This is a genomic window from Clostridium sp. UBA7791 (genome assembly GCF_002480755.1).
Lineage (GTDB): Bacteria > Bacillota > Clostridia > Clostridiales > Clostridiaceae > Clostridium_J > Clostridium_J sulfidigenes.
The window spans coordinates 130,819-147,530 of the sequence record NZ_DLCT01000001.1 but is presented as its reverse complement, the minus strand read 5'-3'; the positions used below and the strand labels follow the sequence as shown (position 1 = coordinate 147,530).

Annotated in this window: 12 protein-coding genes and 2 riboswitches; of the genes, 3 read left to right on the top strand and 9 right to left on the bottom strand. The window is 30.6% G+C overall.

Features of this window, described 5'->3' with window-relative positions; all coding sequences use genetic code 11:
• Positions 1-57: 57 nt before the first annotated feature.
• Together B3Z56_RS00715 and B3Z56_RS00710 are read right to left on the bottom strand one after the other, a co-directional pair.
• Entirely contained in the window at positions 58-687 is a 630-nt protein-coding gene (locus B3Z56_RS00715) for an ECF transporter S component (protein WP_035129749.1), read from the bottom strand.
• Between the two features lie 312 nt (positions 688-999).
• Positions 1,000-1,113, bottom strand: a riboswitch (FMN riboswitch).
• 147 nt (positions 1,114-1,260) lie between these two features.
• The gene (locus tag B3Z56_RS00710) at positions 1,261-3,435 is read right to left on the bottom strand and encodes a Tex family protein (protein WP_346847020.1); all 2,175 of its coding nucleotides are present in this window, start codon (positions 3,433-3,435) and stop codon (positions 1,261-1,263) included.
• A 124-nt stretch (positions 3,436-3,559) separates the two neighbouring features.
• Here B3Z56_RS00710 and B3Z56_RS00705 point away from each other — a divergent pair, with 124 nt between their 5' ends.
• On the top strand, positions 3,560-4,903 hold the full coding sequence (locus tag B3Z56_RS00705; protein ID WP_346878048.1) for a M28 family metallopeptidase: 1,344 nt from the start codon (positions 3,560-3,562) through the stop codon (positions 4,901-4,903).
• 6 nt (positions 4,904-4,909) lie between these two features.
• On the opposite strand, the gene prfB is transcribed toward B3Z56_RS00705, so the two are convergent.
• The 3 genes from prfB to hpf form a co-directional block, all read right to left on the bottom strand.
• Positions 4,910-6,017, bottom strand: a protein-coding gene (gene prfB, locus B3Z56_RS00700) for a peptide chain release factor 2 (RefSeq protein ID WP_346847018.1) whose coding sequence is annotated in 2 segments (ribosomal slippage) — positions 4,910-5,938 and positions 5,940-6,017 — 1,107 coding nt in all. Because the reading frame shifts where the segments join, the coding sequence is not laid out codon by codon here.
• Between the two features lie 2 nt (positions 6,018-6,019).
• Complete coding sequence (gene secA / locus B3Z56_RS00695) at positions 6,020-8,521, bottom strand: preprotein translocase subunit SecA (RefSeq protein ID WP_346847017.1); 2,502 nt, start codon at positions 8,519-8,521, stop codon at positions 6,020-6,022.
• A 253-nt stretch (positions 8,522-8,774) separates the two neighbouring features.
• Positions 8,775-9,305 carry a ribosome hibernation-promoting factor, HPF/YfiA family gene (hpf, locus tag B3Z56_RS00690; RefSeq protein ID WP_150844074.1) on the bottom strand — a complete coding sequence of 177 codons (531 nt, stop codon included), beginning with the start codon at positions 9,303-9,305 and terminating at the stop codon, positions 8,775-8,777.
• Positions 9,306-9,849: 544 nt separating this feature from the next.
• On the opposite strand from hpf, the gene B3Z56_RS00685 reads away from it, so the two are divergent.
• Positions 9,850-9,981 (top strand): hypothetical protein, encoded by a 132-nt coding sequence (locus B3Z56_RS00685; RefSeq protein ID WP_346878047.1) that lies wholly within the window; start codon positions 9,850-9,852, stop codon positions 9,979-9,981.
• Between the two features lie 23 nt (positions 9,982-10,004).
• Complete coding sequence (locus B3Z56_RS00680; RefSeq protein WP_346878046.1) at positions 10,005-10,433, top strand: hypothetical protein; 429 nt, start codon at positions 10,005-10,007, stop codon at positions 10,431-10,433.
• A 448-nt stretch (positions 10,434-10,881) separates the two neighbouring features.
• On the opposite strand, the gene B3Z56_RS00675 is transcribed toward B3Z56_RS00680, so the two are convergent.
• The 4 genes from B3Z56_RS00675 to metK form a co-directional block, all read right to left on the bottom strand.
• Positions 10,882-11,562 carry a ComF family protein gene (locus B3Z56_RS00675; RefSeq protein WP_346877572.1) on the bottom strand — a complete coding sequence of 227 codons (681 nt, stop codon included), beginning with the start codon at positions 11,560-11,562 and terminating at the stop codon, positions 10,882-10,884.
• Complete coding sequence (locus B3Z56_RS00670; protein ID WP_346847014.1) at positions 11,535-12,557, bottom strand: hypothetical protein; 1,023 nt, start codon at positions 12,555-12,557, stop codon at positions 11,535-11,537. Before B3Z56_RS00670 ends, B3Z56_RS00675 begins: the two co-directional genes overlap by 28 nt.
• 14 nt (positions 12,558-12,571) lie before the next feature.
• Positions 12,572-14,779 (bottom strand): ATP-dependent RecD-like DNA helicase, encoded by a 2,208-nt coding sequence (locus B3Z56_RS00665; protein ID WP_346878045.1) that lies wholly within the window; start codon positions 14,777-14,779, stop codon positions 12,572-12,574.
• Positions 14,780-15,089: 310 nt separating this feature from the next.
• Positions 15,090-16,265 (bottom strand): methionine adenosyltransferase, encoded by a 1,176-nt coding sequence (gene metK, locus B3Z56_RS00660; protein WP_346847012.1) that lies wholly within the window; start codon positions 16,263-16,265, stop codon positions 15,090-15,092.
• Between the two features lie 97 nt (positions 16,266-16,362).
• Positions 16,363-16,465, bottom strand: a riboswitch (SAM riboswitch).
• Positions 16,466-16,712: the final 247 nt, after the last annotated feature.

Here is a 16,712-nt window from a genome sequence, read left to right as displayed (position 1 = left end):
AATTTTAACTTCAACTTATTTTTTAAATTGTTAAAGATATGATTTAGTACATTTTTATTAGGCACCCTTTTTCATAGCTTGTTCAGCTAAAACATTCTCTCTATTTAGTAGTGGTGATATTCTCTTATAAGATACGAAGGTTATAAGAGATACTATGGCCCCTTTTATAATATTAAAAGGAGTTATTCCTAGAACAATTATTCCTGTTAAGCTAGAAATATTAGAGTTTCCTGCTGCTGATGCTCCTATAACATTAGCCATGCCACCCATTATTGTAGCATATAATGGAATTAATATAAAGTAATTAAATACTGCTCCTACTATAGTCATTATTATAGTTCCTAAAATTAATCCTATAATTGCACTCTTTTTAGTTTTATTTTTATGATAAACATATGATGCTACAAACACAAAAGACCCACCAATTAAAAAGTTAGCAAATTCTCCAACTCCACCGGTGTAAGTGCCATGAAAAACTAGATTTAATATTACTTTTCCACCTTCTATAATTACTCCTGCCACTGGTCCCAATGCAAATCCACCTATAAGTGCTGGTAAATCACTAAGATCAAGTTTTAAAAATGGTGGAAATCCTGGTATTGGAAATTCAAATAACATTAATATAAATGCTATTGCTACTAATAAAGAGATTTTTACTAACCTGTTTACATTTTTAGATGTGTTCATTATTAATACCCCCTAAGTTTACTGCATACTTCATAGGGTGAATTTATCCGATGACTATCCACTCTAATATTCTCATCTTCTTCGAAGTGGGTATTAAGAGTGTCTACGTCTCTGGATAACGATTCCTAACCTTCAAAGAAGCTAAGAATTCTGTTTATAGTACCCTAATGCCTTCAGATTTGTTATTTCTCTAATGACTGTCTCATTAATACTGTTCATTAGAACTTGATTGTTAAATATAATACTTATAACAAATCTAAAAAAGCCCTGATTAAAAATCAGGGCTAAAACAAGCATCACTAAAATACTATATACCTACTTCTTTCATCCAGACTATACTGTCGGCTTCGGAGTTTCACCGAATCAGCCTTTCGGCTCGCGGGCTTTACCGCCGGTGGGGAATTACGCCCCGCCCTGAAGTGCATTATTAACTTTTATTACACTTTAATCTTACCATTAAAATCATTACACTTCAATATATTTTTTAAAATTCATAGATAAAATAGATATTTTTTTAACGATATTTTTAAACTTATATCTTACTTTTTAAGTGTTATTCCACATAAACAGAGTTTATTTTAACTCTACATCTTTTTTCATTGATAAAGATATCCTATTTCTCTTCTCATCAATATCTATTACTGTAACCTCTACTACATCTCCTAGCTTAACCACATCTAGTGGATGCTTAACAAATCTATCACTTAATTGACTTTTATGAACAAGACCATCTTGGTGTACTCCAATATCTACAAAGGCACCAAAATCCGATACATTTCTAACGGTTCCTAATAATTTCATTCCTTTTTTAAGCTGAGATAATTCCATAACCCCAGTTTTAAATATTGGTTTTGGCATTTCTTCTCTAGGATCTCTTCCTGGTTTTTTAAGTTCTTTTATGATATCTAAAAGAGTTGGTTCTCCTATACCTACTTCTTTAGCTAAATTAAATACTCCTACCTCTTTAACCTTTTCATCTATACCCTCTATATTTTTACTACTTAAATCTTTACCATCATATCCTAGGATAGTCATAAGTTTTTTGCAAGCCTCATAGCTTTCCGGATGGACAGATGTACCGTCTAAAGGTTCCTTGCTACTATCAACTCTCAAGAATCCTGCACATTGCTCATAGGCCTTAGCTCCTAACCTCTTTACCTTTAAAAGCTCTTTTCTTGATTTAAACTTGCCTGTTTCATCCCTATAGGCAACTATATTCTGAGCTATACCAGAATTTATTCCAGAAATATAAGATAAAAGTGCTGGTGTTGCTGTATTTAAATCTACTCCTACATTGTTAACACAATCTTCAACTATATTTTTTAGAGATTCATCTAATCTTTTTACAGTAACATCATGCTGATATTGACCTACTCCTATAGATTTAGGATCTATCTTTACTAACTCAGCAAGAGGATCTTGAAGCCTTCTTCCTATGGATATAGCTCCTCTTACCGTAACATCTAAATTTGGATATTCTTTTGTTGCAAGCTCTGATGCAGAATAAACTGAGGCCCCTGCTTCAGATACTATTACATAATATATATCTTTACCTGTTTCTTTCTTTATCTGTGCTATAACTTCCCCTAATATCTCTTCTGACTCTCTACAGGCAGTACCATTTCCAAGAGAAACTACATCTACATTGTGTTTTATCATCATCTTCTTTAATATTTCTTTAGCCTCTTTAACCTTAGCTTCACTTGCAGCTGTAGCATGAACTGTAACATACTCTAAAAACTTACCTGTATCATCAAGAATTGCTACTTTACATCCAGTTCTAAAACCTGGATCAAAGCCCATTACAGTTTTTCCCTTTATAGGTGGAGACATAAGAAGCGCCTTAAGGTTTTCTTTAAATATTTTTATAGCCCCATCTTCTCCTTTTTCTGTAAGCATATTACGTACTTCTCTTTCAATAGATGGATATATTAATCTCTTTATAGAGTCATCAATACTGGTATTAATACACTCATTGCACTTCATATTATCAGTGACCATAAATTTGCTTATATAGCTTTTTATTTTTTCTACATCACAGGTAATCTTGACTGAAAGAACTTTTTCATTTTCTCCTCTATTTATAGCAAGAATTCTATGAGAAGGTATGAATTTTACCTTTTCACTATACTCATAATACATTTCATATTGAGTTCTCTCTTCACTGCTTCCTTTAGTTTCTATAACTCCATTGTTTACCACATAATCTCTTATCCACTTTCTAAACTTAGCATTATCACTAATCTTTTCACTGATAATATCCATAGCTCCTTGTAATGCTTCATCTATAGAAGTTACGCCTTTATCTTCATCTATAAACTCTGCAGCATACTCCTCAGGAGATTTTTCTCCCCCTCCAGATAAGATATACTCACTTAATGGCACTAATCCCTTCTCTGTAGCTATTATAGCTCTTGTTCTCTTTTTAGGCTTAAATGGTCTATAAATATCTTCTACTTCTGTTAAAGTTTCAGCTTTATCTAAAGAAATTTTAATTTCATCTGTTAGTTTTTCTTGCTCATCAATTAATCTAATAACATCTTCCTTTCTATTTTGAAGATTTCTTAGATATGTAAGTCTTTCTGAAAATTTTCTTAAGATTACATCATCAAGACCACCGGTTTTTTCTTTTCTATATCTGGCTATAAAAGGCACTGTATTACCCTCATCTAATAATTCTATTACATCCTCCACTTGAGACTTGCTCATAGGAAACTCTTTAATTAACTTCTCGTTTATAATTGACATCTTTACTCCTCCTGATTGTTCTAAGCATAGTATTCTTTAATTTTATCACATTATTAGCAAATTTATCATAATCAAAATAACTTTTTCATACATATACTAATATAGTAATGTTTAAGGTGATGCCATGAAAAAATTTATAGTTTCTTCTCTTTTAACCTTTTCCCTAATCCTTTCTTCCATCAGTTATAATAGCCTAATGCTAACTAAAAACTTCGATGCTAAGGAAGTAAAAGAAACTATCCATTATCTATCTTCTGATGAGTTTAAAGGTCGATTAAGTGGAACCTTAGAAAATGCTTTAGTTGGCGCCTATATAAAGGATGAGTTTGAACACATAGGATTAGAACCCCTAAGTAATGGCTATTACCAAAGCTTTCAAGTAAATTACCCTAAGAGTTTGTCAGATGAACCTATGATTGCAGTTATTGATAAAGATAAGAAAATACATAAGATTTTAGAATACGGTGTTAATTACAAAGAAGATTTGCTTAACTTTAGGAATACAGAGATAGAGTTTGATAACTTAGATGTCTCTTCTAGAAACAATGATGCAATAGCAGTTTCTAATGACATGGGAACTGCAATATTTTATACTTCTTCTAATAATACTCTTGGGTTTAGAAGTTCTTTTTACGAAGAGAGTAACAAAGGGCTGTTTATTACAGTGACAAAGGAAACTCTTACCGAAATAGAAAGTTATTTAAATGAAGGTTTTTCAATCTACACCTATATCCCTTATTCTATAGAAGAAGCAAGTATCAATAATATAGTAGGTGTAATTAAAGGTAAAGATTCATCTCTTCCACCTTTAATCCTAGGTGCCCACTTCGATCATATAGGTACTGATCTAGGTGGAACTGTTTATAATGGAGCTTTGGATAATGCTTCTGGAGTATCATTTCTCTTAGAGCTTGCTAAGTACATTAAAACCTTAGGCATTCCTGATAGAGATATAATCTTTGTTTCCTTTAATGCTGAAGAATTTGGACTTAAAGGCTCTAAAGCCTTTGTAGAAGAATATAGGGACTTAATATCTGGAAGTAGGGTTTATAACTTTGATATGATTGGAAGCTATGACGGTACCCCTCTTTGCATTATGGCTGGTAAAACTAATACGGCTAAAACTCCTATAGTAGAAGAATTAACTAAGGCATTCCAAGATAAAAAAATATATTTTAATTACATCTTTGAGAATTCTAGTGACCATGGTTCCTTTGTAGATGCAGGGATTGAGGCTGTAACCCTTTGTGACTATGATTTATCTAGAATTCATACCCCAAATGATAAAATAGAATATATTAGTGAAGAAGCAATTGATAGATGCTTTAGTGTTATGAAAACTCAAATATTTAAAGATAGTTATTCTAGTAATATATTATATACTCATTTAGAATTAATTCTATTTCTATCCTTAGGTGCTTCTCTAATTCTAAGTGCTATCTATTACAATACAAAAAAGAGTAGTTAATTGAAACTACTCTTTTATTTGTTTTAGATATTCATTTATAAACATATCTATATTTCCATCCATTACTGAACCTACATTAGAAGTTTCAGCTCCAGTTCTATGATCCTTAACTAAATTATAAGGGTGGAATACATAGGATCTTATCTGACTTCCCCATGCATTATCCTTTATTTCCCCTGTTATATCCTCAATTTTATCCTTATGCTCACGAATTTTAATGTCTATAAGCTTAGCTTTCAGCATCTTTAAAGCATACTCCTTATTAGTGTGCTGACTTCTTTCATTTTGACATTGCACTATGATATTAGTAGGTATATGGGTTATTCTTACTGCAGAATCTGTAGTATTTACATGCTGTCCACCTGACCCACTAGATCTATAGGTATCTATTTTTAAATCCTCTGACCTAATTTCTATATCTTGATTTTCAGTAAGCTCTGGTAAAACTTCACATCCAGCAAAGGATGTCTGTCTTTTTCCACTAGAGTTATAGGGTGATATCCTAACCAACCTATGAACACCCTTTTCTGATTTTAAATATCCATAGGCAAAATCTCCAGTAACCTTAATAGTAACTGCTTTAATTCCAGCTTCATCATCTGCCACATAGTTTAAAACTGTAACCTTAAAACTATGGGCCTCGCACCATCTAGTATACATTCTGTATAGCATATTAGTCCAGTCCTGGGCATCGTTACCTCCAGCACCTGTATGAAGCTCCAGTATAGCATTGTTTCTATCATATTCTCCACTTAAAAGAGTTTCTATATTAAGATTTTCTATCTCTTCTCCTATGGACTTTAATTCACTTTTTATATCCTTGTAAGAGGAGGAATCCTCCTCCTCCAAACTCATCTCTATCAAAATTTGAACATCCTCTGTTCTAATATCCAAATTATTAAAATTATCTAACTTATCCTTTATCGATTTAGCATTCTGAGTAATTTCTTGTGCCTTATTTATATCACTCCAAAAATCCACTTCCTGCATTTTAAACTCAAGTTCAGATAATTTCTTTTCTTCTGCTGCTATGTCAAAGAGACACCTTCAATTCTTGTAATTTTCCACTGATGACATTTACTTCATTTAAGCATTCTTCTAATTGTAATATCACTTTTATTCTCCTCTTCCACAACAGTTCTTATATTTATATCCTGATCCACATGGACATGGGTCATTCCTATTTGGTTTAGCTTGTTTTTTTACTGGCTCTTTCTTTAAAGAATTATCCTCATTAGTTGAAGTTATTTCAGCTACTCTTTCTCTTTCTGGAGCCTTCTCAACTTTAACATGGAATAGATACTTAACTGTTTCATGCTTAATATTTTCTATCATTTCCGCAAACATTTCGCTACCTTCCATTTGATATGCTTGAGCTGGATCTTGTTGCTTATATGCTCTAAGTCCTATACCTTGTTTTAAGTGATCCATACTATCAATATGATCCATCCACTTAGAATCAACTATCTTAAGTAGGATAACTCTTTCAATTTCTCTCATTTGCTCTTCGCCAAATTCTACTTCTTTTTCAGCATATAATTCTATTGCTTTATCTAGTAATAATTCTACAATCTCATTATTAGATAACTTAGCAATTTCATCTACTGTAACAGTATCTTTAGGTAGATATATATCTTCCATGTATTTTACTAATTTATTTAATTCATCTTCAAAAGTATCATCTACACCACTAATATGAGTATTAACTGAACTTTCTATAACATCCTGTATCATTGTTTGTATTTGATCTTTTATATTAGCTCCCATAAGAACTTCTTGTCTTTGTTTATAAATAATTTCTCTTTGTTTATTCATTACGTCGTCATATTTAACAACATTCTTTCTAACATCAAAGTTATTTCCTTCAACTTTTCTTTGTGCACTTTCTATAGCCCCACTAACCATTTTACTCTCAATGGCATCTTCTTCTTGAAGCCCTAATTTATCAATCATACCTCCAAGTCTCTCAGAACCAAATATTCTCATTAAATCATCTTCAAGACAAATATAGAATCTAGATTCACCTGGGTCACCTTGACGACCAGAACGTCCTCTTAATTGGTTATCTATACGTCTTGATTCATGTCTTTCTGTACCTAATATCTTTAAGCCTCCAAGTTCTACTACTCCTTCTCCAAGCTTAATATCAGTACCTCTACCAGCCATGTTAGTAGCAATAGTTACAGCACCCTTTTGTCCAGCTAATGCTACAATTTCTGCTTCTCTTTCATGGTACTTGGCATTTAATACTTGGTGTGGTATTCCTTTTTTCTTAAGCATAGCAGAAATTACTTCAGACTTATCTATACTTACTGTACCAACTAAAACTGGCTGACCTTTTTTATGAGTTTCAGTTATCTCATCTACTAAACACTTATATTTTCCTTTAATAGTCTTATAAACAACATCTGGATGGTCTACTCTTGCTATCGGCATATGAGTTGGTATTACTATTACATCAAGACCATAAATATCTCTAAATTCAGCTTCTTCAGTCTCAGCAGTACCAGTCATACCTGCAAGCTTAGTATACATTCTAAAGTAGTTTTGGAACGTTATAGTTGCAAGAGTTTTAGACTCTTTTTCAACCTTAACCCCCTCTTTTGCTTCAATAGCTTGATGTAATCCATCACTATATCTTCTACCTTCCATAAGTCTTCCTGTAAAGTCATCAACAATAACTACTTCTCCATCTTTTACTATATAGTCCTTTTCATTCTTCATTATGTGATTTGCCTTTAACGCTTGAACTAAATGGTGTTGAATATCCATATTTTCAGGATCTGCATAATTTTCTAAGTGGAAGTACTTTTCTGCCTTTGCTATACCTTCATCAGTAAGAATAACGGAATTTCTCTTTTCATCTATTAAATAATCTTCTTCTAATAATCCCTTAACGAAGAAGTCTGCAATTCTATAAAAATCAGTAGACTTATCTCCTTGACCTGATATTATAAGTGGAGTTCTAGCCTCATCTATAAGTATTGAGTCAACCTCATCCACAATAACATAGTTTAATTCTCTTTGAACTTTTTCTTCTTTATAAACTACCATGTTATCCCTTAGGTAGTCGAATCCAAATTCATTATTAGTACCATAAGTGATATCACAATTATACATTTGTTGTTTTTCTATCTGAGTTTGACCATGAACTATAACTCCTACTGTAAGACCTAGAAATTCATGAACTCTTCCCATTTCATCTCTATCTCTCTTAGCAAGATAGTCATTAACTGTGATTATGTGCACACCCTTACCAGCTAAGGCATTTAAATAAGATGGTAGAGTGGCAACTAAAGTTTTACCTTCTCCTGTTCTCATCTCTGAAACTCTACCTTGGTGTAAGACAACTCCACCTATAATCTGAACATCATAATGTCTAAGACCAAGAACTCTTTTAGATGCTTCTCTAACTACCGCAAAAGCTTCTGGAAGAATATCATCTAAAGTCTCACCCTTTTTTAATCTACCTTTAAATTCTTCTGTTTTTTGTTTCAATTCTTCATCACTTAATTTTTCTATAATCTCCTCAAGAGAATTAACCTTTTTAACTATTGGCATAATTCTTTTAATTTCTCTTTCACTGTAGGTACCAAATATCTTATTAAATATTTTCATCTAAAATCATCCTCACTCTTTCTATCTAAGGTTTGTTAGCTATAATCATCACATAAATACTAATTAAGATTATATCAGTTATTCTTTCTCACTTCAACTTTATACCTATAATTTTCATCCAAAATAAGTAAATTAAAGCTCTATTTTAACATAGAATTAATAATTTCTGTTACTATAAAAAACTCTATAGCTAATGCCATAGAGTTTTTATTAATATAATAAGTATATTTTTAACTTTTCTTTAAAATTAAATTTAGAAATCTTGTTCAATTAAACCATAATTTCCATCTTTTCTTTTATAAACAACATTTACTTCCTCTGTATCGCCATTCATAAATACGTAGAAATCATGTCCTAAAAGTTCCATTTGTAACACTGCTTCTTCTTGGCTCATAGGTTTTATGGCAAATCTTTTAGTCTTTACTATCCTTGGCTCTTTTTCTTCATCATAGTCAGCATAGCGTTCTATATTATTAAATCTTAAAGAATTGTCATAATTTCTTCTTTCAAGCTTAGTTTTTTGTTTTCTTATTTGACCTTCAAGCTTGTCAATTACAGTATCTATTGCATTATACATATCTCCATTTCTTACTTCTGCTCTTAATAATGCACTGTTAAACGGAATTATTACTTCAATTTTGTGTATATTCTTCTCCACACTTAGTGTAGCTGTAGCATTCTCATTATTTACAAAGAATTTATCCAATTTTGATAACTTCTTTTCTACTGCAGCTCTAAGCCCTTCAGTAACCTCGATATTTCTTCCTATAACTCTAACTTTCATAATTCCAGCTCCCCTCATATTAAAAAGGATTATTGTGGTTCCTTTTAATATTTCTATTTTGTAATTATATTTTAAGCTTTACTATAAATACTTGCAAGAAGACTTTACTTAATATTCTGAAAAGTTTTCTTTCTAGCCTTTTCTAGCTTACTTTTCCTTCACTCTACGACTTATATCGCCTTTACATAGTATATGATTTTTTTCATATTTTATGTTATAATAAAATTACATGTGCTGGATATAACATATCAAATAACTAATTGTTACATAATTTATTAATAACATCTAGAATCACATCTTATAATTAACCGTAAATAAATTTTCAATTTTAAATAAATAAAAGGCAGTCTAAAAGATTGCTCATTAGTATCACAAAATATAAAGTAATATTCAAAAATAACTTTTTACCACAAAAACTAGAATTTAATTTCCCGTATTTTATAATGATAATTTTATTCTAACCTTTTCTATTTCTACTTATATACTTAAATGTTTAAAATTATATATTATAATAAAATATTTATTATATGTAATGGAGGCTAATATGAAAAAGATTAATGAAATAATAAAAAATATATCTCTTACTCTTTTGTTTGTTATGCCAATTATAATTATAGTTATAAAAAGTAATGGAATTACACTTATGAATAACTTATATATATATATGCATATCTAACAGTCTATATATGTATAGCAACTATGTATGTAAAAATAAAAAGAGATAAAAATGTATTAAAATTTACGCTTATACTAGTAACTATTTATTCAATATCTGTTCTTCATAATTATATCGGCACATATGAAATAAATAGATTACAAAATAAGAATACAATAATAGTTAATCGTTTTTATGATAGCTTTCTTAGTGGCGATCCTGATGAAATAAGTTCTAAATTTTATAAAAGAGTATATTTTTTCTTTAAAAAGTATTTAAATGCACCTACATTCCATGGTAATTACTCTATATATCAAGAAGATGAATATATAATAATAGCAGGTAATGCTGCTAAAAATTTTATTGAATCATATAAAACTTCTAAAGAGAACAGTTATTTTAAAAATACATTTAAAAATAGCAATTTCGAAATTCTTCCAAATAACCTTATAAAAATAAATTTAATTTATTGATGGTGTTCTAGAACCTATTATATATTATATAAGATATAGTTGGTCATAAAAAAGGTTCTGAGATTACTCATAAGATTTACACCCATATAAATAAAGAAAACACTAAGAAAGATCTTCAAAATTATAGGATAAGTGTACCTAAATAGAGGTGATTTATGATTTCTAGGTCAGGAATTTTTAAAAAATATAAAAAAAGTGCAGGTCCGTAAACCTGCAAACCCTTAAAAATAGGGCACTTTATGTCGTTTGACCTGGTCTTTGACCCCACACTCGCCTACTGGAGCTTTTGCTACCCAGAATTACCCTCTCACTACTAACCCTCTCGCATTATAATACGGTAGGACTTACTTCTAAGCCGCACCATGCTCATTAAACATTTTATTTAACTTACGTGGATCGTTTCGCCTGCGACTGGCATCGACTTTCAACCACAAACCCGACTCTTATATTATACTCTACTTTTTGCCACTGTCAATATAAAAACTTCATTGGCCTTTATTTCCTTAATAGCTTTTGCCGCATAAAAAGCTGTAGCTCCAGATGTGATTACATCATCGATAATGAGTACTCTCTTTCCTTCTATTTCTTTTTTATTTTTAACTATAAAAGAACCCTTTATATTTTCCCATCTTTTTATATTGTCTAATCCAATTTGATCTGCACTATCACTTGCTTTATAAATCAATTCCTTGTAAGGAATTTCACAATTTTTACTTATATATTTACAAAGTACTTCACATTGATTAAACCCTCTACTTTTTAAAGCAGATTTACTACTTGGAATAAAGGTTAATATATCTATCTTATCCTTTAAATTTTCTAATATAAAATCACTCATATAACCTGCTAATATTTTTCCTGCTAAAAAACTCTTATTGTATTTAAGTTTTAAAATCAATTTCTTTAATTCATAGCCGTAGAATCCTAAAGAATAGCTTATAAATTCATCATCTTGGTGAGTTATTGAGGACTCTAGATTAATTATATTAATGCTCTTTTTACATTTTTCACAAATATAATCCTTATCTTCATATTCATCACATATTATACATTTATCATCTATCCCATATATAGTGGACAATATATTATCTACTATCTGTTTTATAATTTCAAAACTCCCTCTTCCCAAGCTCTTTTATTTAACTCCCTTAAAATATTTTTACATCTATCCATATCCTCAGTTTCACTATTGCAAAGAAAAATAACCTCTTCTCGCTCTGTCATAGATCTTCTATTTATCTTACTAGATATATAAACCAAATCCTTATAATTAAAGTTATCATTATCTGCAAAAAAAATCATAATATTCAAAGGATGCACTTCATAATAGTTCTCATTATAATTATTAGTAACCAATATACCATACTCTGCTAGTAAAAATTTAGACAGTTCCTTCTTGTCACTATCTCCTGTTATATCTTTAAATATATTTTTTGTAAGCTTATGGTCTATATTAGAAAGATAATTATAAACCTTATGAGTTTTCTCATCATCTGGAGTATATATTAAAACCTTCTTATTAGTATTTATTGACCACTCTAGGTATTCATATACACTCATAGGTATTTCTTCTTCTATATTTACTCTAGTTACCATAACCCTAGGTTCAGCAATAGGAACTTGTTTATCTTTTCTTAAATTATATAATATTACCTCATTGTGAAAAATTGGTTCCATGGAATAACTAATCATAGTTCCATAGTTATTACATAGATACTCCATTAGCTTATTTATAGATTCATTGCTATATATAGGCCTAGAATTTATTTCATCATATATAATAAAGTCAAATTTCTCCTTTAAGTATAAGGCTCTACTGTGGGTACATATATTAACTTTACCTGTATATGCTATATCATTCTCACCTTCAATAGAATTTATAAAATTTTTATTAATGAATCCTAATATCTTTACCTCTTCTATATCTGTATTTATTATATATAATATCTTTTTACTTTCTTTAAAGCACCAGTTAAATACCTTATTAAAGATTTGTTTTTTATTATTTAATGCAGAAATTATATTTATTTTATGCATCTTCTTTTTAGCGCCATCTAATATGGTATCTTCTATAGATTTCTTTGATGCCTCCACTATCTCTCTATTGGTTTTTATAAATGACATAAAATCGCTCCTACCTACATATGAATTATCTCTCTTATTCTCCATTTAAGTCCTGAATATCTCTCAAAACTTCTATTGTTATCTTTCATAAATTCAACCACTTTAGAATTACCTACCAATACAACTAACTTCTTAGCCCTAGTTATTCCAGTGTAAAGTAAATTTCTATTCATCAGTAGCGGTGGTCCCATAAACATAGGCATAATAACTACAGGAAATTCACTTCCTTGGCTCTTATGGATAGTAACTGCATAAGCTAAAGTTATTTCATCTAAGTCGCTTTCCTCATATTCTACGATTTTATCATCTTCAAAGCATACAGTAATCTTATCCTCATCCTCACTAATTTCTGTTATATACCCCACATCTCCATTAAATACACCCTTACCTTCTTCACTGGAATTATTTTTGCTCCACTTTAGAGTATAGTTATTTTTAATTTGCATAACCTTATCTCCTACTCTAAAAATCATATCTTTAATCTCAACTTCATCCTTATCTTCACTTTTAGGATTTAACACTTGCTGAAGTTGTATATTTAAATTATCTATTCCCATAATCCCCTTACGCATAGGTGATAATACTTGTATATCTCTAACACTATCCCATTCCACATTAAACTTAGGAAGTCTCGTTTTCACTAATCCAATGATTTTTTCTAACATCACTTCACTATCTGCAGCTCTTTCAAGATAGAAATCACTATTTTTGGTATTTAAAATAGGCATCTTTCCTTCATTTATTAAGTGGGCATTTTGTACTATCATACTTTCTTGTCCTTGTCTAAATATCTCATTAAGTCTTACAACTTTTACTGCATCGCTTTCTATGATATCCCTAAGAACATTTCCTGGTCCCACTGATGGTAGCTGATCCACATCTCCTACTATTATTAGTCTAGTTCCCACTTGCATTGCTTTTAAAAGAGCATTCATAAGACTTATATCTACCATAGAGGCTTCATCCACTATTAAAACATCACACTCTATGGCAGATGTTTCATTTTCTATTTCATCTACCTCTTCTTCACTATAACTTCCTATTTCCAAAAGTCTATGGATAGTTTTTGCTTCTCTACCTGTAGCTTCAGCCATCCTTTTCGCTGCCCTTCCTGTAGGTGCAGCCATAAATACCTTAAGTCCTAAACTCTCAAAAATACTTACAATGCAATTTATAATTGTTGTCTTTCCTGTTCCAGGTCCCCCTGTTATAACCTCTATCCCATTAAAAAAAGCACCCTCTATAGCTTCTTTTTGAGAATTGGCTAATTTAATATTTACTTTACTTTCAAAGTCATTAATTTTCTCATTTACATTTAAACTTAATTTATCATAATTAGTAGTGGCTAGTTCTACTATTTTACGTGTTACAGACATCTCTAGATAAAGATAGGACATATTATATACCGCATCTATATTATCTACTACCTCTACCTTAATCTTTCCATCAATTATCAGTTCATAAACTCCTTCATCAAATTTCTCACTGTCTATCTCCAGAAGTTTCATTCCCTTATCCCTTAATCTATCCATAGGTATAAAGGTATTTCCTATAGCACAAAATTCATTAATTATATATATGACTCCACTTTTTATTCTAAATAGAGAATCCTTCTCTATGCCCAAGCTCTTAGCTATGGAATCCGCTGTTCTAAACCCAATTCCACTTATGTATTCTGTTAATATATATGGATTATCCTTAACTATATTTATGCAGTTAACTCCAAACTTCTTATAAATCTTCATGGCCATATTAACAGTTATGCCATAACTTTGAAAGAAAATAATAATATCCTTAGTAACCCTCTGCTCTAAATAAGATTTCATAATGGTATTTATCCTCTTTTTACCTATGCCAGGAATCTCTTCAAGCTTTTCTATATTACTATCTAATATTTTTATTGTATCTTCTCCAAAAAATTCTACTATTTTTTTTGCTGTAACCTTTCCTATACCTTCAATGACTCCACTGGCTAAATATTTTTCGATGCCACTAGTAGTTGTAGGTATTATTTCATGTATGCTTTCTATTTTAAACTGCTTACCAAACTTAGGATGAACAGTCCACTCTCCTTGAACACTATATTCTTGGGATTCATTTATAAATGGTATTGTTCCAACAATGGTGACAACTTCCTTATCACACCTTAGTTTACATATTGTATACCCATTATCATCATTTCTAAATACAATTGTTTCAACTATCCCTTCAATGGTTATCATAAAATCTCTCCTAATACCTATTATTATCTATCTATAACTATTATTATACCAAATTATATCTCATATATATTAATAATATAATAAGATTTAGTAATATGACTCAGTTTAAAGTAAAAATAATTATCCTTGTTAAATTTCATAATCTATGCAAATTTAATTATAGTCTTTTTAATGAAACTCGACTCAGTACCTTCGCTGAGTAAGTGATTCACACCAAATCGTAGATTTGGGTTCTCTACTTAAAAAATCCACACTAACAAATCATATTGTTAATGTGGATTCTTATTGGTAAATATATATCTTTAATTACTTATATATATTTCTTTATTTCTTCAACCTTATTTAATTGCTCCCATGGTAGGTTTAAGTCATTTCTTCCAAAGTGACCATAAGCAGCAGTTTGTTTATATATAGGTCTTCTTAAATCTAATTCTTTTATAATAGATGATGGTCTTAAGTCAAAAACTTTATTAACTATATCTACTATTTTATCTTCTGAAAGTTTTCCAGTTCCAAAAGTATCAATTTGTATAGATACTGGTCTAGCAACACCAATAGCATATGCAAGTTGTATTTCTAGCTTATCAGCAACACCAGCAGCTACTAGGTTTTTAGCTACCCATCTTGATGCATAAGCAGCAGATCTATCTACCTTTGTTGGGTCTTTTCCTGAGAAAGCTCCACCGCCATGTCTACCAGATCCACCATAGGTATCTACTATTATTTTTCTACCTGTAAGACCTGAGTCTCCTTGAGGTCCTCCAATAACAAATCTACCTGTAGGATTTATATAGTATTTTGTGCTTGCATCCAATAAATCAGCAGGTACTATCGGAGCTATAACATGCTCTTTTAAATCCTTCTCAATTTGTTCTCTTGTAACATCTGGACAATGCTGAGTTGAAATTACTATAGTATCTATTCTAACTGGCTTATTGTCTTCATACTCTACAGTTACTTGAGTTTTTCCATCTGGTCTTAAGTAAGATAAAGTTCCATTTTTTCTTACTTCTGCTAGTCTTCTTGATAATTTATGAGCCATAGCAATTGGAAGAGGCATATATTCTTCAGTTTCATTTGTAGCAAATCCGAACATCATACCTTGATCTCCAGCACCTGTAGCTTCATCATTGTTCATTTGACCTGCTTTACTTTCTAAAGCTTCATCAACTCCCATAGCAATATCACCTGATTGCTCATCTATAGATGTTAATACTGAGCATGTATTGCAATCAAATCCATATTTTGCTCTATTGTATCCAATCTCTTCAACTGTATTTCTAACAACCTTTTGGAAGTCTACATAGCAGTTTGTACTTATTTCTCCCATTACAAGAACCATTCCTGTAGTAGTTGCAGTTTCACAAGCTACCCTAGCATTGGGATCTTTTTCCAATATGGCATCTAGTATTGAATCAGATATCTGATCACACATTTTATCTGGATGTCCTTCAGTTACTGATTCTGACGTAAATAATCTTCTCATTGAATTTTCCTCCTTAAATATTTAGATATTACCGACACTTAAAATTAAAACCTCTTCTTATCAGACAAGAAGAGGTTAGTATATTTCAAACTAAACTTTCTTATCTTGCAGAAAATACTGCAGGAATTGGCACCATTGCTTTTAATAGCCGGTTGCTGGGTTTCATTGGGCCTTTGTCCCTCCACCACTCTTGATAAGAGTTATATTATTAATTTATACATAGATAATAGCATAGGGAAATTTAACTGTCAACACACTTATCTATTAATATAAATAATTAATATTTACCATTATAACAACTTTATATATGCCATTAAATATATTCTAAACTTAATAAACAGATTTATTCAATTAATATAAAACACTTATTCAATTCTTATTTTATCTTTTATTAGAAATAAAATAAGACACTAAGTAAACTTAGTGTCTTATATGGTGGAGGAGGAC